General features: G+C 47.1%; 16 protein-coding genes. 9 read left to right on the plus strand and 7 right to left on the minus strand.

The features are described from left to right. Positions 1 to 536 precede the first annotated feature (536 nt). Together dnaB and V7Q13_RS07580 are read left to right on the plus strand one after the other, a co-directional pair. Positions 537 to 2,126: a replicative DNA helicase gene (gene dnaB / locus V7Q13_RS07575; RefSeq protein WP_333800077.1), complete on the plus strand. Its 1,590-nt coding sequence runs from the start codon at positions 537 to 539 to the stop codon at positions 2,124 to 2,126. Positions 2,127 to 2,237: 111 nt separating this feature from the next. Next, the gene (locus V7Q13_RS07580; RefSeq protein WP_333800078.1) at positions 2,238 to 2,960 is read left to right on the plus strand and encodes an RsmE family RNA methyltransferase; all 723 of its coding nucleotides are present in this window, start codon (positions 2,238 to 2,240) and stop codon (positions 2,958 to 2,960) included. A 21-nt stretch (positions 2,961 to 2,981) separates the two neighbouring features. On the opposite strand, the gene V7Q13_RS07585 is transcribed toward V7Q13_RS07580, so the two are convergent. Together V7Q13_RS07585 and V7Q13_RS07590 are read right to left on the minus strand one after the other, a co-directional pair. After that, on the minus strand, positions 2,982 to 3,785 hold the full coding sequence (locus V7Q13_RS07585; RefSeq protein WP_333800079.1) for a TerC family protein: 804 nt from the start codon (positions 3,783 to 3,785) through the stop codon (positions 2,982 to 2,984). A gap of 49 nt (positions 3,786 to 3,834) precedes the next feature. Further along, positions 3,835 to 4,896: a quinone-dependent dihydroorotate dehydrogenase gene (locus V7Q13_RS07590; RefSeq protein ID WP_333800080.1), complete on the minus strand. Its 1,062-nt coding sequence runs from the start codon at positions 4,894 to 4,896 to the stop codon at positions 3,835 to 3,837. Between the two features lie 262 nt (positions 4,897 to 5,158). Between V7Q13_RS07590 and V7Q13_RS07595 the strand changes: the two genes are divergently transcribed. Further along, positions 5,159 to 6,334, plus strand: coding sequence for a thiolase family protein (locus V7Q13_RS07595; protein WP_333800081.1), 1,176 nt, complete (start codon positions 5,159 to 5,161; stop codon positions 6,332 to 6,334). Positions 6,335 to 6,435: 101 nt separating this feature from the next. Here the strand turns inward: V7Q13_RS07595 and V7Q13_RS07600 are convergent, their stop codons facing one another. From V7Q13_RS07600 to V7Q13_RS07620, 5 genes are all read right to left on the minus strand, one after another. After that, positions 6,436 to 7,926, minus strand: a complete 1,491-nt coding sequence (locus V7Q13_RS07600) for a hypothetical protein (RefSeq protein ID WP_333800082.1) — start codon at positions 7,924 to 7,926, stop codon at positions 6,436 to 6,438. An 18-nt stretch (positions 7,927 to 7,944) separates the two neighbouring features. Next, positions 7,945 to 11,016 carry a SusC/RagA family TonB-linked outer membrane protein gene (locus tag V7Q13_RS07605; protein ID WP_333800083.1) on the minus strand — a complete coding sequence of 1,024 codons (3,072 nt, stop codon included), beginning with the start codon at positions 11,014 to 11,016 and terminating at the stop codon, positions 7,945 to 7,947. Between the two features lie 223 nt (positions 11,017 to 11,239). Further along, positions 11,240 to 12,598: a RagB/SusD family nutrient uptake outer membrane protein gene (locus V7Q13_RS07610; RefSeq protein WP_333800084.1), complete on the minus strand. Its 1,359-nt coding sequence runs from the start codon at positions 12,596 to 12,598 to the stop codon at positions 11,240 to 11,242. 21 nt (positions 12,599 to 12,619) lie between these two features. Then, positions 12,620 to 15,715: a SusC/RagA family TonB-linked outer membrane protein gene (locus tag V7Q13_RS07615; RefSeq protein ID WP_333800085.1), complete on the minus strand. Its 3,096-nt coding sequence runs from the start codon at positions 15,713 to 15,715 to the stop codon at positions 12,620 to 12,622. 400 nt (positions 15,716 to 16,115) lie between these two features. After that, positions 16,116 to 16,805: a zinc metallopeptidase gene (locus V7Q13_RS07620; RefSeq protein WP_333800086.1), complete on the minus strand. Its 690-nt coding sequence runs from the start codon at positions 16,803 to 16,805 to the stop codon at positions 16,116 to 16,118. Between the two features lie 414 nt (positions 16,806 to 17,219). On the opposite strand from V7Q13_RS07620, the gene radA reads away from it, so the two are divergent. From radA to V7Q13_RS07650, 6 genes are all read left to right on the plus strand, one after another. Then, positions 17,220 to 18,593, plus strand: coding sequence for a DNA repair protein RadA (radA, locus tag V7Q13_RS07625; RefSeq protein ID WP_333800087.1), 1,374 nt, complete (start codon positions 17,220 to 17,222; stop codon positions 18,591 to 18,593). A 54-nt stretch (positions 18,594 to 18,647) separates the two neighbouring features. After that, the gene (locus tag V7Q13_RS07630) at positions 18,648 to 19,346 is read left to right on the plus strand and encodes a ComF family protein (RefSeq protein ID WP_333800088.1); all 699 of its coding nucleotides are present in this window, start codon (positions 18,648 to 18,650) and stop codon (positions 19,344 to 19,346) included. 38 nt (positions 19,347 to 19,384) lie between these two features. After that, on the plus strand, positions 19,385 to 20,830 hold the full coding sequence (locus V7Q13_RS07635) for a choice-of-anchor Q domain-containing protein (RefSeq protein WP_333800089.1): 1,446 nt from the start codon (positions 19,385 to 19,387) through the stop codon (positions 20,828 to 20,830). Between the two features lie 56 nt (positions 20,831 to 20,886). Beyond that, the gene (locus V7Q13_RS07640) at positions 20,887 to 21,417 is read left to right on the plus strand and encodes a glutathione peroxidase (protein WP_333800090.1); all 531 of its coding nucleotides are present in this window, start codon (positions 20,887 to 20,889) and stop codon (positions 21,415 to 21,417) included. Between the two features lie 74 nt (positions 21,418 to 21,491). Beyond that, the gene (locus V7Q13_RS07645; RefSeq protein ID WP_333800091.1) at positions 21,492 to 22,790 is read left to right on the plus strand and encodes a DNA polymerase III subunit; all 1,299 of its coding nucleotides are present in this window, start codon (positions 21,492 to 21,494) and stop codon (positions 22,788 to 22,790) included. A 90-nt stretch (positions 22,791 to 22,880) separates the two neighbouring features. Then, entirely contained in the window at positions 22,881 to 23,558 is a 678-nt protein-coding gene (locus V7Q13_RS07650; RefSeq protein WP_333800092.1) for a hypothetical protein, read from the plus strand. Positions 23,559 to 24,020 lie beyond the last annotated feature (462 nt).

A 24,020-nucleotide genomic window follows, 5' to 3' on the forward strand; every position in this document is an offset into this window, starting at 1 on the left:
ATACGGGCTGTGGGGCCTGCTTGCAGGGCAAAAAATCAGCCGCATTTTCAGCCTGTTTAGTGGTGTACACAAAGGCCATTTCAACAGTTGTTGAAGTCCAAATTGTGATGTAAAAAACAGGGTACAAACCCCTTTTTACCAGCGGTTTATTTACACACAAGCAATTGTGTACAACACATTTACAAATACTTGAGTTTGTGTAAATACCCGCCGTGGCTGTGTATAAACCCAGCTACTATTGGAATAAACCCGGGTTTCTTGTGCACATCGCATGGAATAAAATATTTGTGAAGAGGTCATTTTAGAATGGTTTTTTTGCCTTTACCTTCGACTTCCTTTTACGGAAAACGACTTCCCAACCAAGGTAGCCGAGCCACGCCAACCGGTGGCCATTCTCCGCTTCTGACGAATACCCAACGGTATTGGTGAGTGGACTTTTTGGCCTCTGAATTTGGCTCGGGCATCACAAAGTAAGACGTTGAAAAAGGACGGACAATAAGGGTAATTGGTACACAACATTTGGACAGAAACAACACATGGAAATTACGAACCTCGGGAAAGATAAAAAACGGCGGACGGGCAAAGGCACGCCCGATGTAACCGCCAACACCAACCTGCTGTTTGGGAGAAAACCACCGCAGGCACTGGAGCTGGAAGAAGCCGTGCTGGGTGCCATTATGCTGGAAAAAAGCGCCTTCGACGTGGCCAGCGAACTGGTGAATCCTTCTGTCTTTTACGATTACAAACACCAGCGCATTTACAGCGCTATGATGGGTCTGCAGCAAAAAAACATGCCCATCGACTTGCTGACCGTAGTAGAAGAACTGCGCCGCCGGGGTGAACTCGATGCGGTGGATGGTCCCTACAAAATCACAAAGCTTACCAATGCGGTAGTGAGCAGTGCCCACTTAGAAACGCACTGTAAAATTCTGGTGCAAAAGTTCATTCAGCGGGAGCTCATTCGTATCAGTGGCGAAGTGATTAGCGATGCATTTGAAGACACCAGCGATGCCTTCGACTTGCTGGACGATGCTGAAGGCAAACTCTTTGAAGTGAGCAACAGCTTTGCCAAGCGCAACTTTGAAGAAATCACCAATGTGCTGGCCGTGGCGGTAAACCGCATTGAAGAACTGCGCAACAAAACAGAAGATATTTCTGGTGTGCCAAGTGGCTTCACCAAACTCGATAAAATCACCAACGGCTTCCAGCCCACCGACCTCATTATTGTGGCAGCCCGTCCGTCGGTTGGTAAAACGGCGTTTGCCCTTAACCTTGCCCGCAATGCAGCCCTGCATCCGGTGCGGCCTACACCTGTGGGTTTGTTTAGTTTGGAAATGAGTAATGCCCAGCTGGTACAGCGTATTCTGAGTGCCGAAAGCGAAGTGCCGATGGAAAAAATTTCTCGTGGTCACCTCGAAGACCATGAGATGCAACAGCTCTACACCAAAGGCATTCAGCGCCTCACCGAAGCACCTATTTACCTGGATGATACCGCTGCCCTCAACATTTTTGAACTACGGGCCAAGGCACGACGCATGGTGAACAAGCACAAAGTGGGCATGATCATCATCGACTACCTGCAGCTGATGAGCGGCGGTAGCGAAAATCGCAACATGAACCGTGAACAGGAAATTAGTACCATCTCCCGTTCACTAAAGGGTTTGGCCAAAGAATTGAGTGTACCCATCATTGCACTCAGCCAGTTGAGCCGTGCCGTAGAAAGCCGGAAAGAAGGCAACAAAATTCCACAACTGAGTGATCTTCGTGAATCGGGTGCCATTGAACAAGATGCCGACATGGTTATGTTCTTGTACCGCCCCGAGTATTACGAAATCAACCAAAACGAAAACGGCGAAAGTAACAAGGGTGAAACGCTTATAAAAATAGCCAAGCACCGTAACGGACAGTTGGATATGGTGAAGCTGCAAGGCAAGCTGCACATTCAAAAGTTTGAAGACTTTGATGAAGAAGGCGGCAATCCATTTGGCAATGCCGGCAACTTTAAAAAGCTGAGTGGCGGTGAAGCAGGTGGCGGCAGTGGTGCTGCATTGTTCATCGAAAAGCCCAGCCGCATGAACGATATGCAAAACTTTGATGATGGATTTGACGAAGAAGAACTGATATAAGCAATTAAAAGATTCAATACAAAGAGAAGCATTGTTGTCAATGCTTCTCTTTTTTCTTTTGGCTCATCGTCGCTTTATCTTCAAACACAAAGCGCCGCTTACCTTTGCCGCATGGAAACGCCATGGTTTTATTTGCCTGCACTTAGCACAACCGGAGCGGTAGCGCTGGATGAACCTGCCGCCAAACATGTACAAGTGTTGCGGATGCGGGAAGGCGATGCGTTGGTTCTCACCAATGGTGCCGGTCTTATAGGAAATGCGACCATTCAAACATTAGGCAAAAAACAATGCGTGGTAAACGTGCTTGCATTGCAGCAGCAGCCAAGGCAGGTACATCGTAAAGTAGGCATGGCTATTTCGCCGCTAAAAAACACCGCCCGGCTGGAGTGGTTTTTGGAAAAAGCAACTGAGATGGGTGTTACCGAAATTTTTCCCATCACCTGCCACCGCACTGTTCGGGAGCATTTCCGCTACGAACGGCTCAACAGCATTTGCATCAGTGCCATGCTGCAAAGCCAGCAAGCCTGGTTGCCCATTTTACATCAGCCACTCACGTATGAGGCATTGATGCAGCAGGTAGCTGCCAGCGAGGTTGATTACCACAGCAAATGGATAGCCCATTGCGCCGATTTTGAAAAGCATCACCTGGCCCACGCTGTAAAGCCCGGCATGACGGACAGTTTGTTACTGATTGGTCCCGAAGGTGATTTTACCGAGGCTGAAATAGTGCAGGCCGTACAACAAAATTTTGCCGCCGTATCCTTGGGCGACACCCGCCTGAGAACAGAAACAGCAGGCGTGGTGGGAGCCAGCCTGCTGTGTTTGTTGCCCTAAGGCATGTTGCACAAATACGTGCTATTTAGCCATGTCGTTATAGTCTTTGCTGGGCTCTGTAAGCGTAGGCACATTCAGGCGCACCACTCTTTGTTTTTCCATTTTTTTGCGCATCACCATGTTTAGCAGTTCTACAGCAAAACTGAATGCCATACCAAAGTAGATGTAGTTTTTCATGTGCAGTTCATGCGCTGCTTCGCTATCCCATCCTTCTATAATCAGGCTCAAGCCAATCATGACCAAGAAAGAAAGAGCCAACATTTTCAACGTGGGATGCTTGGCAATGAAGCCCGAAATTTTTGGACTGAACAAGAACATCACCAGCATGGCTATCACAACAGCAGCAATCATAATTTCAAGATGCTTGGCCGTACCGCCGGCGGTTAAAATACTATCGAATGAAAACACCATGTCGATGAGTACGATTTGCGCCATGGCTTGTGCAAAGCCAAGTGTGGCAGCCTTTCCGGTGGTCATGGCCGGGTCTTCCCCTTCCAGTTTGTGGTGAATTTCTTTTACCGATTTGTACATCAAAAACAAACCGCCAAACAACATCACAATGCTGGCCAAATCAAAACCTTTGCCGTTGATGGTAAACAAGGCCTTGCCTTTTTGCTCCAGCAACCAGCTGAGTGCAAACAGTAACGCACTCCTACTGATGATGCCAAAAATCATCCAGTAAGTACGGGCCTTTTTCCGCTTCGATTCGGGCAAGCGGTTCATGATGAGGCTCACAAAAATCACGTTGTCGATACCGAGTACTACTTCGAGTATCACCAGAATAACGAAGCTGATAATGGCTTCTGAGGTAAGTAAATGTTCCATAGTGTAAGAGCCGCAAAATTAGGTAAAGCTATCAGGTGTTTGCAATCGGTTATAATTCTTGCAAAATGTTTTTGGCAATGGCCGGCCCTTCATAAACAAAGCCCGTCCATACCTGTACCAGTTGAGCACCCGCTGCAAGTTTTTCTTTGGCATCGGCTGCGGTGAAAATTCCACCCGAAGCAATGATGGGAATATGCGCCGGCAACTGACTGCGCAGCAAGCGAACCACCTCAGTAGAACGGACACGTACAGGGGCACCACTCAAACCGCCATCGCCTGCTTCACCGGCACGTATTTTACCGGCATCACCCAGGTTGGCCCGGCTGATGGTGGTGTTGGTAGCCACAATACCATCGAGGTTAATTTCGGCAGCCAGGCTGGCCACATCGGCTATTTGTTCATCGGTTAGGTCAGGGGCTATTTTCAAAAAGATGGGCAGCTGCTCATTGGTGTCACTGCGCAGGTTTTGCAGGTGTACCAAAATGGTACGCAACGCATCTTTTTCCTGCAGGGCCCGCAAGCCCGGTGTGTTGGGGCTGCTAACATTCACCACAAAAAAATCGACGTATGGTGCCAATTTGCGAAAGCAAATGTCGTAGTCGAGATAAGCACTTTCGTTGGGCGTAGTTTTGTTTTTACCAATGTTGCCCCCAACAATCATTTGGCCGGGCTTGCCTCCTTTGCGGTACAATGGAAAACGATGCCGCCAGGCTTGTAACCTTTCCACCGCGGCATCGGCACCTTCGTTATTAAAGCCCATGCGGTTGATCAGCGCTTTGTCTTCGGGCAGGCGAAACAATCGTGGCTGAGGGTTGCCATCCTGTGCCCTTGGTGTAACCGTGCCAATTTCTACAAATCCAAAGCCCAATGCATCCAACTCATTCAGGTACTTCGCATTTTTATCGAAACCAGCCGCCAAGCCTACTTTGTTGGGAAAGGGAATGCCCGCCACGGTGGTAGCCAAAGATGGATTGTTGAAACTGTATTTTTTCTTCATCATCCTTTTTAGCCAACTGATACTGCAAATACGTCCCAGCCAGTTCATGGCAAAATGGTGCACGGCTTCCGGTGGAAAAAGAAAGAGGATGTTGCGAACGACTTTGTAAAACATGCCGCGAAAATAATGCTATCTGTTGGGGTTGTTGGAGATAGCCACAGATTTGATAGTACACTGATATGGGGACGCGGATTTGCACGGATGAAGTACTGATTCCCACGGATGCATGTAGTGCTTTCAACCTACTATCATCAAACTTTGATAGAGAAAACCGGATGAACAATACGGGAACGAGCTACTTCATTATCGTTATCATAATTTAGTTGCATAAACAACTATTTTCGTTATTTTAGCCATCTTAAACAACGATGCACCTATGCAAGACGCTTACATAGTAGCCGGATACCGCACAGCGGTAGCCAAGAGTAAAAGAGGCGGTTTTCGATTTGTTCGCCCCGACGATTTAGCAGTAGATGTGATAAAAGGCCTGATGGCCAGCCTGCCACAGCTCGACCCCAAACGGGTGGATGATGTAATTGTGGGTAATGCCGTGCCAGAAGCGGAGCAGGGCTTGCAAATTGGCCGCATCATCAGCGCCAGAGCCTTAGGGGTAGGTGCGCCAGGCATGACCGTTAACCGCTATTGCGCCAGTGGTTTGGAAACCATTGCCATTGCCTCGGCCAAAATTAGAAGTGGTATGGCCGAATGCATTGTGGCCGGTGGTGTAGAAAGCATGAGCCTGGTACCTACGGCCGGTTGGAAAACCGTGCCCAACTATACCGTTGCCAGCACCGAACCCGACTACTACCTAAGTATGGGCCTAACTGCCGAAGCGGTGGCCAAAGAATACAACGTGAACCGGGAAGATCAGGACCAGTTTAGCTACAACAGCCACATGAAGGCCATTGCAGCAATTCAAAACGGCTATTTTAAAGAAGGCATTCTGCCCATCACTGTAGAAGAAGTGTACCTGAACGAAAAAGGAAAACGTGCTACCAAAAAGTACGTGGTAGATACAGACGAAGGCCCCCGCACGGATACCAACCTGGAAGCACTGGCCAAACTGAAACCAGTATTTGCGGCTGATGGAACAGTGACTGCAGGCAATGCCTCACAAACCAGCGATGGTGCTGCTTTTGTAGTGGTGATGAGTGAACGCATGGTGAAAGAATTGAGCCTTACTCCTATTGGCAGAATAGTGTCTTGTGCCGTAGCTGGTGTAGAACCAAGGCTCATGGGCATTGGCCCTATAGCTGCTATTCCAAAGGCATTGCAGCAGGCAGGCTTGCAGTTGGGCGATATTGATTTGGTAGAATTGAATGAGGCCTTTGCATCGCAATCGCTGGCGGTGATTCGGGAAGTTGGATTGAACCCTGATATCGTGAATATTAATGGTGGCGCCATTGCATTGGGCCATCCGTTGGGTTGTACCGGTGCCAAGCTCACCGTTCAAACCCTGCACGATTTGAAACGCCTCAACAAAAAATACAGCATGGTAACGGCCTGTGTGGGTGGTGGTCAGGGTATTGCGGGAGTAATTGAACGTTTGTAATACACTTTTGCATTCTTTTTCACCAACAGCAGGTACAAATAATAAGCGCCACTTCAGTTGAAGTGGCGCTTATATTTTATGCAGTACTAGTACTGATGAGCTTATCTCCAGCCACCGTTAGAAGTACCCTTTCCATCAGCATTGGCCAAATAACCAAAGGTGTAGAAAGTGGTTTGCTTAAACAGTTCCAGAATCTTAGCCGGAATAGGGAAATGCAGGGGTGTACCTTTTTGCAGCAGGTTTAGCTTACGCATTTCAAAAAACTGTACACCCATACCAGTTGTATACAATTCAACATGTCTTTCGTGGTGAATGGCTTTTACGATATCGGCAAGATTGGCAGCCACCGGTGCCATTTGACCACGTGTAACACGAGTGCCAGTGTTGATGATTGTAGCCGCACCAGCCAAATCACCGGTGTAAGCACGGGCCTCAGCACGAAGCATGTCATTTTCAGCCTTCATTACTTGTGGCTTTTCGCCAATAGCGGCTACATAAACACCATCGTAACGAGAGTTGCGGTAGTTAGAAAAATGGTAGTAACCACGGGCAGCCAGGAAGTCGTTGGATGCGAGGTATTCAAAGTCTGATAACAAACGCTTGTCCTGAGGATTGGTAGATGCAGGTGGGTGAGGGAAAGACGCTACATCATCCCAATGCTGGGGCTGCGTGTTGTCCATCAGGTTCACCACATACATATCAGTACGACCCCAACCAGGATAAGTGAGGTAGTCACCTGCTTCGAAGTACCACTTGGTAGTACCATCCATTACAATCTTCCAGTCGGAAGTAATGCCAGCATCAGCATAAGTTTTCACTTTAGCCCAATCTACAGCCGCCAGTTCTGTTTTGTTTCTAGGCATGTAAGAAAGAATACGGGCAGCGGCAGTGTTACACATTTTCTTGAAGTCGGCACTGGAAATATCGGCGGGGGTACCAAACCAGCTGGCCGGAATGGTAAAAGAATTACCAGCCAGTACAATGGCTTTGTCGAGATAGCCGAGAGCTGCTTTAGCTACTTCGCTGTAAGGCACGGCTGTTTCCAACACGCCATCTACAGAAGTGACTTCATCTACTACATGCGCCTTGTCGAACAACAGTGCGAGGTTGCCATAAGAAATACCCTGAATGAAACGGGCCACCGCCAGAGCTCTGTTGTTGTTTGCACCATTGTCGCCAATGTTTACACCACCATTTACCGCTTTTATTACCAGGTTAGAAGTAGAAATGGCGGAATACATTTTATCGTAAGTAGCTTTTAGCACACCGCTGTTGCTGTAGCTGGGCGAGTTGTTCCAACCGAAGTTTCTAGGTTCCCAAGACATATCCCGCATACCGGCATTACCCCATGAGCAGGTTGCATGATCGGCAGCTACTGCCATCATCATTTGTACCCCAGTAAAATCGTGTTCGCCGTGAAAAACGGTGTTGAACAAACCTGATGCAACGTTTTCAACGTCATCCCCTTTGGCATACACTTTCAAAAAGTCAGGGTCGTTTTCGTTGGCTACTTGAAGTTCTTCTTTTTTACAGCCCACCATCATCGTAGATAACAAGGCTGCGGAGAACAGTAGTTTTTTAATATTCTTCATTATGTATCAATTGACAGATTAGAAATTGAAAGAAAGAGAAACAGCGTAGTTTCTGTAAATGGGGTTGGCGTTGATGCCATCAACAGGGTAACGGATAGTACCCACTTCAGGATCGTAACCAGAGTAGTTTGAGAAGGTAAGCAGGTTGCGGCCCACCACTTTAGCATTGATGCCTTTAATGAAACCATTGAACACAGTGCTCAGGTATTTAGAAGGCACGGTGTAGCCAATGGCCAATTCCCGAACTTTCAGGTAAGTACCATCTTCCACCCAATACGCATTGGCATTGTTGTTATCATACATACCAGCACCCCAATATGCAGCAGCTCTTTTGCTGGCAGTAGGTACGTTGGTCATGTCTTGCTTTTGGCTTACGTAGTTGAAAGTAAGGCGCTGTTCTTTACCGTTATAAATATCGCCACCTTGTTTCCAGTCGAGCAACATGTATAACTGGAAGTTTTTGAAGTTGATGGTGTTGGTGATACCGGCTACAAAGTCGGGGTTACCATTGCCAATTTTGCCATACCAAGGCGTGCCATCTGCATTCAGCATTTTAATAGGCAATTCGTTGGGTTTACCCTGTGTGCCTTTGGCAATTACATAACCTTCGCTGTTTACCTCGAAGTCAGCAATGGTTTTGCCTGCTGGCAATTGTCTTGACATTTCATCGAGGGTACGTACCATTTTGTAACCGTAGATAGCGCCATACACTTCGCCACCTTTAATATAGAAAATATTCTGGTCACCGTTGTAATCCTGACCATTAGCCAAATAAGGTGCAATGGGCAGTTCGGTAATGCGCTGCTTCACTCTTGAGAATACAACTGTTGTTTTCCAAGAGAAGTTCTTCTTCTTCACCCAGTTGGCACCAAATGTAAATTCCAAAGTGTTGGACTTAATGGTACCGGCATTTTGCCACTGACTGTTGAAACCATCGTTCAGGAAAGGAATCAATGGTACGTTGAGGAACTGATCTTTTGTTTCAGATTCCGCATAGGTCACTTCGAAATTGAACTTTTTCAGGAAGTCAACATTCAGGCCGATTTCTTTTTCTGCAGTTTGAGAAGGCTTCAGGAATTTGTTACCCTTTTGTCTGGCAGCAGCTACACCGTTGTTGAGGTCATACACTTCATACTGCCAGTCGAAACCAGGACGGATACCTGCGGTACCATAAGCAGCACGAATTTTCAATTCATCAATGCCTTTGATTTTAAGGTCTTCAGACAACCGGTAACCTGCTGATACGCGGTAATAAGGGTTCCAACGGGCTTCTGGTCCAAATAATGAAGAACCATCGTAACGGAACATACCATCCAACAATACTTTTTCTTTCCAGTCTACACCAAGGATAGCGAAGTAGTTCTGGGCTTTTTCGTTTTCTATGTAAGAAGAAGCGTCGTTGATGGTCGTAAAGTTTTCAAAGTTCTCGATACCAGAAATACGGAACTGAGAAGCAGAAATATAGTTGCTCTCATAGTGTCTGTTTTCATAGAGGTACGACAACTTTGCTCTTGTATTGAAGTCACCAAACTTCTTCGACAAATTCAGCGTAACCTGTGTATTGGCTGTTTTTGATTCGTTGGTAGACTGAGACATACCACCGCCAGTATAAGACATACCATTATTAACGGAAGAAAGACCAGAGCGGGTCCAGGTATCTTGTGGGTTGATGGTACCAGAACGACTGTTACGGATTTCAATGGTTTGAGCCACATCCAAATCTGCCCAAGAGGTGAACTTGATATTGGCAGAATAATTAGCCAACCAACGGCGAGATGTGTTGCTGATTTTTTGCTTATACAAAGGATACAGCGGGTTGGTAATTTCTGCGTTAAAGTTGTTTACACGCAGGTAGTATGGCTGACCATCGGGGTTTTCAGCAAACAGGTTCACGTCTTTTTCCATACGGGCAATACTGTAGAAGAGACCGCTGGCGGCACCTGGTGTTTTTGAAGATGTATTGATGAACAGGTTTGAAGCGCTGAAACGCAACCAAGGAGTAATGTTCTGGTCGATGTTGAAGCGGAAGTTCTGACGAGAATAACCATCAGTCAACTTTACCACACCTTCTTGCTTGTTGTTTTCGAAAGAGAGGTACACGTTGTTTTTTTCTGTTCTGTTGGCAACAGAAATGAAGTTTACCATGTTCATACCGGTTCTGAAAAACTCAGCCTGTTGGTTTCTGTACACACCATAAGGGTTGTCCATATAACCATCGGCATCAATAGCACGGCTGCCGGCAATGCCGGGACTAAAACCAGCTCCCAAATAGTTGGCAGGATAAGTAACGCCGGCATACTTGGTGTATTTGCCTTTGGCAGTTTCCCAATCGCTGGCCAATGCATAATAGTGGCTCTGAGAAGTTTCGAGATAATGCTGCAGATTCTGCACACCTATTTCATTACGAACCGTAATGACTGGCTTATTGGCAGCAATGCCTTTACCACGCTTGGTGATAACGGAAATTACACCATTACCGGCACGTGAACCATAGAGGGCGGATGCCGCAGCACCTTTTACCACTTCCATCGATTCTACGTCGTCGATGTTGATATCGGCGAGGCTACCGGAAAGAATAATACCATCCACCAAAATGAGGGGCTGGGAGCTGGTGCTCAGGTTATTGTCGCCACGCAGCAGCAAGTCTGCACCTTGGCCGGGGTTACCGTTTACAGCTGAAGTTTTCAAACCGGCAACCTTACCCGCAAGGGCGTTGGCAGCCGATGAAGCTGGCACAGCCTGCAATTGCTCAGCAGAAACCTTGGCTACCGATACAGTCATTTTCTTTCGGTTGGTAGCACCAGCCACGCCGGTTACAATTACATCGCCCATTTCTTGCGTAGCTACATCTTTCATAGATACGGCAAAAGATGTTTTGCCGGCAAGGGCAATTTCCTGTGACTCATAGCCCACAGCTGAGATAACAATACTTTTCACTGACTCGGGAACGGTAAGTTCGAATTTGCCGTTGGCATCGGTAGATGTACCATTTTTTGCAGCACCTTTTGCCAGTACGGTTGCACCGTCAATTGGCTTGCCTGCTCCATCCGAAACTGTACCTGAAATTTTCTTGCCTTGCGCCAATAGCATTAGCTAAGGAAGAATTGCCGCCATTAGCAGCAATAACATTCTTCTCATGTTGTTAGTTTTTTGTTAACTCAAATGTATGAAAATGATATAACCGAAAGTTATATCTGGCAAAATTTTCATCTTGTTTCAAGCTAACCGCCTGACATGTTGGTGAGCCACACAAAAAAACCGGCAGCTTGAAAACAAGCTGCCGGTGGTAATGAAAACTAAACTGATATGAGGCTTAGTTGTAGCCAGGATTCTGATCTAACCCGCCATTGATGTTTCTTTCTCTCAAAGGCATTGGGAAAGTCAACTTTGGATCATCCCAAGAGCGGCCATCAACAGAAAGCTTCAGGCGCTTGGCATCCCAAATGCCCTGGCCTTCAAAGGCCAGTTCCAGCTCACGTTCGTTAAGGATTTGCGCCAAAGTGGGTGCTGCCAGTTCAGGCAAACCTGCACGGTCACGAATGAGTTTGATATCAGCAGCTACAGTAGCAGCATTCTGACCCAAACGGGCATTACATTCAGCACGGGTGAGGTAAGCTTCGGCCAAACGGAACACTTTTACGTTTCTGTAGTTGTCTCTCCACTTGCCAACACGGTAGGCACCAGCGTCAAAGAAGAACAAATCTTTACGGGTATCGCCGGCAGCATATTTATTCATGTGCTTATCGGTAACCTCAATGTCACCATCACGGGCACCGTAGGTACCAGTACTAAAGTAGGTGAAGCATGAGTTTGTGCCTGATACAAGGTTGTACTGCATAGCAAACAAATCTTCTCTGGTGTTGGCAGCGTTATTAAATGCAGCGCCATAACTTGATACCAGTGAGAACCCGTTAGCCAAAGCAGCAGTAATACACCTGTTGGCTGCATCTCTGGCTTCGGTGTATTTGGCTTGTTGCAAATACACACGGGCCAGTGCCAGCTGAGCTGATGGTTTGTTGGCATATACACCGTTGGTGTTTGGCAGTTTGCTTTCCGCATCGGTAAGGTCTTGAATTACCTGCTGGTAAACAGCTTCCACAGAAGCACGGGGCAGGTTGTATTCGGTACTTTGCGGAGCACTTGGTCCGGGGGTGGTAATTACAGGAACACCTTTGAGCGTAGTGGTGCTACCAGCTACATAAGGCTTTTCGCCGAAGAACTTTACAAGTTCAAAATAGGCAAGAGCACGTTGAAATTTGGCTTCGCCTTCCACTTTTGGCTGATCGGCGGTTTTCACCACACTCAAGTTGGCGAGGATATTGTTGCTGTTATAAATAACCCGGTAAGCGGCTGCATACGTTGCAAATGCGTTTGAGTTATTCACCAGCATGTTTTTACCCCAAATCTGGCGAGGGTCGGGGAAGGTTCCCACCCATGTCAGTTCACCATCGCTGGCCAGCAATTCGCTCATCCAGAGTACATCGCCACCGTAGAGTGATGCACTGCCAAGCGCTGCATAGTTACCTATGAGTACTTTTTTTACCCGGTCATCGGTACTCAATGCAGTTGTGGCATCAATTGCCTGTGGGTCCTGCAAATTCAATTTTTTATCGCAGCTGCTTGCAAACAGCGTAGCAGCAACAAGGAGAGATATCGATATTTTCTTTGTCATGTTCGTATGTTTTGTTGCTGATTAGAATCCGAGGTTAAGGCCAAATACCCAACTCTTAATTTGAGGAGCAGCATAAAAATCGCCACCCTGGTTTACGTTTGAAGAGCGGTAGTCAGTGTTCACTTCAGGATCCCATCCTGGATACTTCGTAAATGTGAGCAGGTTTACGCCTGATACATATACACGGGCACTCGTCAAACCAATTTTAGCCATTGTCTTTTGAGGAATATTGTAGCCCAGTGTAATATTTTTCAAACGTACATAATCAGCATCGTACACATAGCGGCTGCTAATGCTGGGAGAAGCGAAATCGCCAAACCAGTTCAAACGAGCCTGAGGCACCATGGTTACGTCGCCTTTTTTCTGCCATGCATTCAGCTGGTCACGGGTTTGGTTATCAAACCAGTCGGCGCTGGCACTCATAAAACCACCTGCACCATCCTGTACCTGGCTGCCAAACACACCCTGGAACAATACGCTCAGTTCGAGGCCTTTCCAGCTTACAGTGTTTGTTAAACCAGCAATCCAGTCCGGGTTAGGATCACCAATGATTGTTTTTTCAGCTTCGTCGTACTCACGGGTAGTGGTACCATCTGCCTTGCGGAACATGGGGTCTCCGTTTTCAGGATTGGCACCCAAAAACTTCGGCGCATAAAAAACACCAATGGGCTTGCCAACGATCAATGCGTTGGCAAAACGGGCGTCGTTTGGCAGAATTTCTTTCTGCTCACCATCCAGTTTTGTCAGTGTGTTTTTGTTTTTGGCCAGGTTAAGGCTGGTTGTCCAGCGGAGGTTTCTGCTGGCAACGTTTACACTGTTCAAGGTTAATTCAATACCCTTATTGCTCATGCCACCTACATTGCCATACACGCTGGTAGTACCAGATACAGATGTTACAGGCACATTCAGCAGCATGTCTTCAGTACGCTTGTCGTACCACTCAAATTCACCGGTCAGGCGGTTGTTGAACACACCAAATTCCAAACCAATGTTGAGCATTTTGGTCGTTTCCCAACGCAGGTCATCGTTACCAAAGTTGCTTACACCAAGACCACTGGCAGTACCATAGGTTTGTGCACCATATTGAGTTCGGGCCTGATAGAAGCCAAGACCTGAGTTGTTACCACTGGTACCGTAGCTGGCACGTGGTTTCAGGTAGCTCAGCCAGGAAATGCCTTGCATGAATTTTTCGTCAGACATAATCCACGCCAGTGAAGCAGACCAGAACGTACCGGCCTTGTAGTTGGTACCAAAGCGGCTGTCAGCATCATTACGAACGCTTACACCCAAGAGGTATTTGCCATCGTATACATAGTTGGCACGGCCAAAGTATGAACGCAGGTTGTTTTCAGAGCGGGCCCCATCAATATCGCTAGGGGTAGCGGTGCTGGCCAGTGTTTTCAAGGCAATATCCGGGAAGTCCTGACCATCGGCATATACATCAGAAATTTCTACGTTTTCAAATGCAAAACCTGCAGTGGCGTCCAACTTATGCTTTTCACCAAAAGTGGTTTTGTAGCTAAAGTAGTTGTTGGTCATCCAGCGGGTATTGCGGAACCAGCGGCTGTCGGCTTCACCTTTTTGCTCGGCGGTAGCAGCACCCACCAGTGTGCGGGGGCCCCACCAGTTTTCGCTGGTTTGCTGTACCATATCCAATCCAAGATCGGTATGGAAAGTCAGGTTTTGAGCCAGTTTTACATCTGCAAAAATGGAACCCTGGTTGCGGTATGCAGAAGACTTTCTGATGGTTTCTTCTACTTCAATCAGCGGGTTGTAATAAGTAGCAACAGGACGATCGAAGAGGTTGCCCAAAGAGTCACGCACTGGTGTAATAGGCGACAAAGCTACTGCCTGCATTGGGGTGCTGAACGCATTGTCCAAAGGCACCTGGTTGCGGGAAGTTTTAGTGAGGCTGGTGTTCATGCCTACCTTCAACCAATTGTTTACCTGATGGTCGAGGTTGAGACGAGCACTCATACGCTGGAACTTGTTGGCCACCAAAATACCGTCCTGGTTATTGATGTTGCCAGCCATGTAGAAACGAGTTTTATCGTTACCGCCAGCAGCACTCAGCTCCAATTGGTTGGTATTACCCTTGCGTAATACCTGATCTTCCCAGTTGGTATTCACTTCACCTGTTTGCCAGTCTTTACCCCCACGGAAGGGTCTCCAACCGCTGTAGCGGTTTAAACGACCAATAACAACATTATCCATGTAAGCATAGGCATCTGCCAAATCGGTGAAGCCAAACCAGTTGTCGCCACCATCGGGGCGCATGTGGTACTCTGCAGCACCACGGCCAGCCTGACGGAAGTAATCAACATATTCTTTTGCGTTTAAGAAACCACGCTTGTTGGTAGGGGTGTTTTCGCCAAACTGAGCACCCAAATTAAACTTGGTTTTACCTGCTTTACCACGCTTGGTAGTAATAATTACTACGCCATTGGCAGCACGGCTACCGTAGATAGCAGCAGCAGCAGCATCTTTCAGAATTTCAAATGATTCGATATCGTTGAAGTTGATATCGGCGGTAGAAGCACCAGCAAAACCACCTGACAAAGGAATACCATCTACCACATACAGGGGCTGGTTGCTACTGTTTACAGAGCCACTACCACGAATGCGTACTTTGATACCTTCACCAACTTTACCGTTTTCGGCTTCTACAAACACACCGGCAGCACGACCCTGCAACGCTTGGTTGAGGTTGGGTACCGGCATGTTAGCTACATCAGCACCTTTTACACGGGCTACCGTGCCGGTCAGTTCTTTTTTGAGTGTTGTACCATAACCTACTACTACTACTTCACCCAAATCGCCACTAGAGGGCGTCAGTTGGATCATGCTCAGGTTAGCAGATACTGCTACTTCTTTTTCTCTGAAACCTACAGAAGAGAAAACGAGGATGGCAGCCTTTTCAGGAATAACAAAAGAAAAGGAACCATCGGCATTGGTAGAAGTGCCGACTGAAGTGCCTTTTACAGACACAGTTACACCTTCTAACGGCTTGCCATTTGTGGCATCGGACACCTTACCACTTACCGTTTTTTGGCTAAAAGCCAAATGGCTGACGGACACAAATAGTACCATCAAAAACAACGACAGTTTTTTCATCATACACAGTTGAGTTTAGAAATGTTTTGGCGTCCTTAGTTAGAAATGGCATCAGTTTGGCAGTCTGCCTTTCCCTTCCTTGCACACCAGATGCTGGTTTATATACTACGTTTTTGAAACTGAACCTGCCACAGCAACCTCTTCAAATACACCAAACCGTACCGTTTGGCACAGTAGTGCAATCAAAGAAGCAAGTGATAATGAGGAGCTCGTAAACTGGCATCGAACTCAGTTTATTTAACTCATACATGTTTCCCAAAAGAAAACCTTAAGCTTTCTTTTCCATGCGCAGTTAGTCAGTTTCAAAAATAGGAGAAGAATAACATTCCCAAAAAATTAAAAAATGCGCTGCCAGAACCCTCTATGGTTTCAAACAGCGCATGTCTACTGAATTTCCGTTCTTTTATTCTTCCCTGTCCCGGTTGCCCATCAATATAAACACATATTGCAGCAAGGTAGCCACGCTGGCCAGTGCTGCCACTACATAAGTCATGGCGGCCCAGTGCAGGGCATCTTTTGCCTTTTCATGGGTTTGGCCGGCAGTAATGCGGGTTTGCTGCAACCACGCCAAGGCTCTTTTGGATGCATCAAATTCCACCGGCAGGGTAATGAGAGCGAAAATGGTGGTAGCGGCAAACAATACGATGCCAGCAATCAACAATTGCGGAAATGCATTTACCATGAGCACACCGGCCAACAGTACCCATTGCACAATATTGCTGCTAAACTGAACCAGCGGCACTAAACGGCTCCTGAGCATCAGCCAGTTATAGGCTTGTGCATGCTGTACAGCGTGGCCACATTCGTGGGCAGCCACCGCCGCCGCCGATACGTGCTGGCCATAATATACATCCTGGCTCAGGTTCACGGTTTTATCCATCGGGTTGTAGTGGTCGGTCAGCTGACCCTCTACCGATATCACTTTTACATCATAAATACCGTTGTCGTGCAGCATTTGCTCAGCTATTTCTTTACCCGACATGCCATTTTGCAGCGGCACTTGGCTATATGCGGAAAACTTTGACTTCAACCGCATCGACACCAGCCAACTGATGCCCAAAAAAATGATGGAGACCAAATAAATTCCTGACATTTTCTTTTCTTTTTCAAGTATGTGTGCAAACGGCTTACCAATTCCTGTATAAAGTCCCCTTTTAACATTTCTGGAATTATTTATGTTGAAAATCAACACTTTAGTTTCAAAACTCCTTACTGCCAACTTGACCAAATTACCAGTAATCCTGTCAGCCGGTCACCCAAAATCAGACCATTGCCCGGCCCAAAATTCAGGCCAGCAAACCGTCCGGAAAAAGGGCCATTTGATTGCCCTGTCGGGCAAAATTTATTTTGCATTCTGCACCTTATTTGTATTTTAGCAACAGAATTTAATGGGTTAGTAAGTAAACAGGACTGGATGTCTCTACATCCGGTCCTTTTTTTGTGCCGCTGGCATCCATATTCAGAATGCGGGGCACAGCTGCTGCTTCCAAAAATGTAGGTTTGCGAAATGAGTAAAGTAAAGACGGCTTTTTTCTGTAATAAATGTGGTTATGAAAGTGCCAAATGGTCGGGCAAATGCCCTTCTTGCGGCGAGTGGAATACGTTTACTCAAGAAGTAATTCATAAAGAAACCAAGGGCGGCAAAGCAGCTCCCTGGCAAGGAAATGATGCACCCAGCCCGGGCAAAAAAACTGTCCTCATTCAGGAAGTAAATGCCAGCCAACAACCGCGTTTTTCAACCGGCGATGCCGAAATGGATCGGGTGCTTGGTGGCGGCATAGTGCCGGGCAGCGTGGTGCTGGTAGCCGGCGAGCCAGGCATAGGCAAAAGCACCTTGTTTTTACAACTCGGTTTGCAAATGAAAGACGTAACCACCCTTTACATTAGTGGTGAAGAAAGTCAGCAACAAATTAAAATGCGGGCCGACCGGCTCAAAGCAACCCCCAACGATTTTTACCTGCTCACAGAAACCAACACACAAACAATATTCAGTGAAATAAAAAAGCTGAAACCACAACTGCTTATTGTTGATTCTATACAAACTTTGGAGTCGCCCTACATTGATAGTGCAGCAGGAAGCATCAGCCAGATAAAAGAATGTGCAGCAGAGTTGCAGCGCTTTGCCAAAGAAACCAACACGCCTGTTTTTCTCATTGGTCACATTACAAAAGACGGCAACATTGCCGGCCCGAAAATTTTGGAGCACATGGTAGATACCGTGCTGCAGTTTGAAGGTGACCGTCATTATACATATCGCATTTTACGCACCCTTAAAAACCGATTTGGTTCTACTGCCGAACTAGGTATTTATGAAATGACCGATTTGGGCATGCGGGCTGTGAGCAATCCTTCGGAAATTCTTATTTCACAAAAAGAACATCACCTGAGTGGAAGTGCTATTGCCGCTACTATGGAAGGTATGCGCCCCTTATTGATAGAAGTGCAGGCACTGGTAACGCAAAGCGTATACGGAACACCGCAGCGAACCGTGAGTGGCTTTGATTTACGCCGTTTGCAATTGCTACTCGCTGTGTTGGAAAAAAGAGGAGGTTTTCAATTTGGCATGAAAGACGTTTTCCTCAACATTGCTGGCGGTTTGCGGGTAGAAGATCCTTCTATCGATTTGGCGGTGGTAGTAGCCCTGCTCAGTAGCTATGATGACACCGCAGTTCCCACTAACGTTTGCTTTGCCGGAGAGGTAGGATTGAATGGTGAAGTACGTGCTGTGAACCGCGTAGACCAACGCATTGCAGAAGCTGCCCGATTGGGTTTCGATAAAATTTTTATCAGTCGCTTTCATACCAAAGGATTGGGCAAACACGCTGACATAGAAGTAGTACCAGTAGCAGGGGTAGATGAAGTGTACCGGGCTTTGTTTTAAACCACTTGCATTTGTGGATGTGCAGCTGTAATTTGTTTGCACAAACCCGTGCCCGTGCTATTACAAGCTGCCGAAAATTTACGCCGTTTATTTTATCCGTTGCTCTGCAAAGCCTGCGGCAACGAAGTGTTTCAACAAGAGCAATTGCTGTGCTGGCGATGCCTCGAAGAATTGCCATTTACCGGCTTTGAGCAGCATGCTGAAAATCCGGTGAAACGCATTTTTACCGGCCGGCTCAAATTACAGGAAGCTTTCAGCTTGCTGTATTTCAACAAAGACTCGATTACGCAGGCTGTAGCCCATCGCTTTAAGTACAAAGGTGAAAAAGAACTGGGTATATATATGGGTGAAATGATGGGCCGAAAAATGCAATCGATTGATCGGTTTCAACAACTCGATTACATTATTCCATTACCGCTAAATAAGAAGAAACTACGCCAACGTGGCTACAACCAGGCGGAGTTGCTGGCCAAAGGCATCAGCCAGATATTGCAAGTACCTGTGCATACACAAGCCGTGATGCGTACCCGCTACACCAGCACCCAAACCAAGAAAAACCGCATACAGCGCTGGATGAATGTGGAGCATGTGTTTGATGTGCAGGAAACTCAATCGCTGGAAGGCAAACATGTGCTGCTGGTAGATGATGTGATTACCACCGGCGCCACCATGGAAGCCATGGGCGAAGTGCTGCTCCGCATTCCAGGCCTGCAGTTATCGTTGTGCAGTCTGGCATATGCCTCCCGTATTTAAAACTCAACCCTGTGAAATAGGCTATCGAAAATGGCGTTATGTTTGACGTACATTATTTTCACCGCATGAGGTTGGCCATTGCATTCATATTGTCTGTTGTTGTTTTTTCTTTGGGTAGTTGTAAAAAAGATCAACTGCTCACCAGTGCCGATGCCAAACTAACACTGGCTACAGAACTACTCACTTTCGATACGGTCTTCACCACTGTTGGTTCCATCACCAAATCATTTACTGTGGTAAATGCTTATGACCAACCACTCAACATCAGCAATATTCAGTTGATGGGTGGCAGCAACTCTGCCTACAGCATCAATGTCAATGGCAGTAGTGGTACATCGTTTAGCAACATTCGCCTCAATGCATTCGATAGCTTGTATGTGTTTGTAAAAGTGAACATCAACCCAGGCAGCAGTGACTTGCCTTTTCTGGTAAAAGACAGCATTCGATTTTCCATCAATGGCAACACTCAACAAGTGCAATTGCAAGCTTACGGACAAAATGCCCGCTTCATCAGCAGTGGCCGCATCAGCAGCAATGCCACCTGGAACAACACGCTTCCGTATGTAATTGTAAAACCATTGACGATAGATAACGGCATTACATTGACGATAACAGAAGGCACACGTATTTACTGCAATGCCACAGCCCCCATTATTGTGAATGGCACCCTCAAAGCATTGGGGAAAGTGTACGATAGCACCCGCATCACTTTTCGTGGCGACAGGCTGGATGAAACTTACCGCGACTTTCCCGGCACCTGGCCTGGCATAGTGTTCAACAACAGTAGCAGCAACAATGAGCTGCGCTACACCAATGTGCTCAATGCTTATCAAGCCGTGATTGCACAAGGAAATCCTAATGACATTACGCCAAAGCTCACATTGTTTAGCTGCCAAATCAGTAATGCGTATGATGTAGGCCTGCTGGCTTTCAACACCAAAATTGTAGCAGAAAACTGTCTCATTTCGCAAGTGGGCAATGATGGCGAAACCGGCCTTGGCGGCAGCAACGTACTCCTTGCCGCAGGGGGTAATTATACCTTCAATCATTGTACCATTGCTACCTATGCCAACTTTTATCAAAACCACAAGCAGCCAGCGTTGTTCATCAGCAACAACAGTGGATTGCAAAGCCTGCCCCTGCAAGTGCAAATGGATAACTGTATTGTATACGGGCAGGGCGGTTTGGCCACCGATGAAATAGTGGTAAGCAAAACCGGCAACACGGCATTCAGCATTCAGCTGCGCAACTGTTTGTACAAAGTAAAAAATGATCCGGCCAATGTAAGCTTCCTGAATTCGCTGAAAAATGTGGAGCCCCTGTTCGACAGCATCAGTACCAGCCGGCAGCAGTACAATTTCCGGCTGCGAGATGAATCGCCGGCCCGCAATGCCGGTATTGCTGGCGGCCCCGCTACCGACCTCGACGGTAACCCCCGCCCTGCAGGCACCCGACCCGATATTGGCTGCTACGAAAAACAATAACTCAACCATTTGCCTTTTTTAGCTGTTACCTTCCTGAATCACTCAATCCATTTACCATGAAATATTTATCTGTATTACTGGCGCTGGCCCTGATGGCTTTTGTACCCGTTTCTAAACCCAGCATTCATGCTTTCAAAGTAGAAAGCATTGATGGCGGCGTTATTGATTTTTCGAAATTCAAAGGCAAGAAAATTTTGGTAGTGAATACCGCCAGCAAATGTGGTTATACGTATCAATACGAAGGCCTTGAAAAGTTGTATGACCAGTACAAAGACAAGCTGGTGATTGTAGGCTTTCCGGCCAACAATTTCGGCGGGCAAGAACCCGGCAGTAATGCAGAGGTAAAAGAATTTTGTACCAGCAAGTTTGATGTCAGCTTTCCCATGGCGGCCAAAGTGAGTGTAAAGGGCAGCGATAAAGCAGCCATCTTTAAATGGCTTACTGAAAAAGCTGAAAATGGTGTACTCGATGCCAACATTGGCTGGAACTTCAACAAGTTTTTATTGGATGAAAACGGCCAGCTCATTCAGCACTTTGCCAGCCGTGTAGAACCTACCGATGAAGCCATTACCAAATATTTGAAATAGCCACTGGCTGTTATAGAACTCCACTTTGTTTGTACAAAACCGTTGCTCATGCAGCGGTTTTTTTATGCAGTGACATGCAAAAACCAGTGCTCTGCATAGCTCAATTTTTACCCAACCCCTCAACCCCCTATCTTGCAGCCATGCTTTTTCCGGATGTAATAGGACAATTGGAAACCCGGCAGCACCTGCTCGATCTGGTGGACAACAACCGCCTGAGCCATGCCCTGCTGCTGGTGGGTAAAGAAGGAAGCGGACTGCTGCCGCTGGCCATCAACTTTGGCCAGTACGTGGTGAGTATGCCCGCCGAAAAAGCGGCCGCAGCAGCACCCACCCCCGATTTGTTTGGCGGCGGCACCGACCTGTTTGGCGCACCCATTGCCCCACCCGAGCCGGCACCCGAAGCACCTGGCAGCATCGACCCGCTGGCTGCACAGCTTATGCACCCCGACCTGCACCTGAGCTACCCCGTGCTTTCCAGAAAGCCAGGCGACAAACCCGTGAGTACCGATTATATCAGCGAGTTCCGGGAGTTTTTCAAACTCATGCCCTATGGCTCCGGCTTCGACTGGTTGCAAAGCATTAATGCCGAAAACCGGCAGGGAAACATTACCGCTGAAGAGTGCAACGATATCATTCGCAAGCTGAGCCTCAAAACCTTTAAGGCCCGCTACAAAGTGCTGGTGATGTGGCTGCCCGAATACCTGGGCAAAGAGGGCAACAAGCTGCTGAAACTGATAGAAGAACCACCGGTTGATACCTTATTTATACTGGCCACCGAAAACGAGGCCGACGTGCTGCCCACCATTGTGAGCCGCTGCCAAACCATACGGGTGCCGCCACTTACCGAAGCCGATGTAGAAGAAGCCCTCATCAGCCGCTGCAATGCCGCCCCCGATACGGCCCGCCAGCTGGCCATGGTATGCGAAGGCAACTACCACGAAGCCCAGCAACTGCTGCAGCACAACGAAGACGATTTCAACGGGCTGCTCCGCGACTGGCTCAATGCCAGCCTGCTGAAAGGCGCCAAGGCTTTTGAACGCTTCGACCTGCAAAACAAGTTTGTAACCAACGTAAGCTCACTCGGCCGCGAAAGACAAAAGCAGTTTCTGCGCTACTTTCTGCAGCTGGTAGAGCAAAGCATACGCCTGCGCCTGATAGGCGAAGAGCAGGTACACCTGCCCCCTACCGAAAAAGATTTTGCCCTCCGGCTCAACAAGTTTAGTGGCCTGGGCCAGCAAAAAGCCATCGCCGAAGAACTGGAGAAAGCCATTTACTACATAGAGCGGAACGCTAACGCCAAAATGCTGTTTCATGCTCTAACACTCAAATTAAGGAGCATTGTGCTGGAGAAAATTGTGATGAGCAGTCATTGATGTAAAATTTACGCTCTGCGCATAGATTCAGATTTGCAGGATAACAACTTCTCTTCCCTAAATTGCACGACAACCAATCCTGTAATTCAAATGCTTATAGCCACTCCTCACACCATAACCCGCATTTTCTGGGCGTCTTTCTTAAGCTTGCTGGTTCTTTTACTTGGCAATAATGGTATCGCACAAAAAACAGACACGACTTCCGGCATATCACCTACTGCATCCGGTGCAAAAAGTTTTGCTGAACAATACTTGAAGCGAAAGGAGTTGAAAGCATATGATTGGGACCATGCAATCATTCTAAAAAAGCAAAATGATACCTCAAGAATTCTATGCATAATTGTCAGGCCGAACGTTCAAAATGAGAATGAACTGAAATACATGCTAGTGCATTGCACCAATAATGTGTTTGCCGAACTAACTGAACACCAAATCATTTTTGCCGATAGCAGCACACAACTGCACCCGTTGTCTATTATCAGCAGAAGCTTTGTATGTAAGAGCAATTCAGCAATTAAACTTAAACCCTCAGCAAAGGAATCGTTGGCTTTTGTAAGCCAAGATACCTGCGCTGATTGCCAGAGACCATTTGCCTGGGTAATCAAAGGAAAATACAGCAAGGGGAAAATAGAAAAGGTTACCCCTACCCTTTACCTACGACTTCAAGGTGCCCTTCTGGCTATTCCATCTTACTGTTCAAGCAGCTTTCCAAAAAAGAGTGATTGGATTTTCGGATGGGATGATTTTTTGAACCCCAAAGCACAGTAATAATGCTACTGAACCACGCAAAAAAACGACTGACAGATTTTTGACCAACAAATAAGCCTCTTGCAAATCAATGGGATGGTCAACAGGATTCATTCCGCCCCGCCTTCCTATACCATAATCACCTATTTTTGACGCAGTAATCCGTGAGAAAGATTTTTGAGGCGAAACTTTTTTGTGAACCAGTCGTAAGCTCATGGAATTGGCGTTGTGTCTCCCGATAGCTATCGGGACACTGCAACTGTTGATTCTTTATTCAGCATAAAAAGGCAAACCCCGTTTGCCCAGCTTGCCAGCCACCGCTACCGAGGGTAGCCATCCGGCCCATTGGCAACAAGTATGGTGCAAAGCCGATACTTGCACTGCTGTACAAGTGTCCCGATAGCTATCGGGAGACACAAAGAAGCTCAAGAGCTGTACCAAAATGGTTTCACCAAAAAAAACAAGTAACTCCAAAGCAACGTT

The organism is Phnomibacter sp. (assembly GCF_036803085.1).
Classification (GTDB): domain Bacteria; phylum Bacteroidota; class Bacteroidia; order Chitinophagales; family Chitinophagaceae; genus Phnomibacter.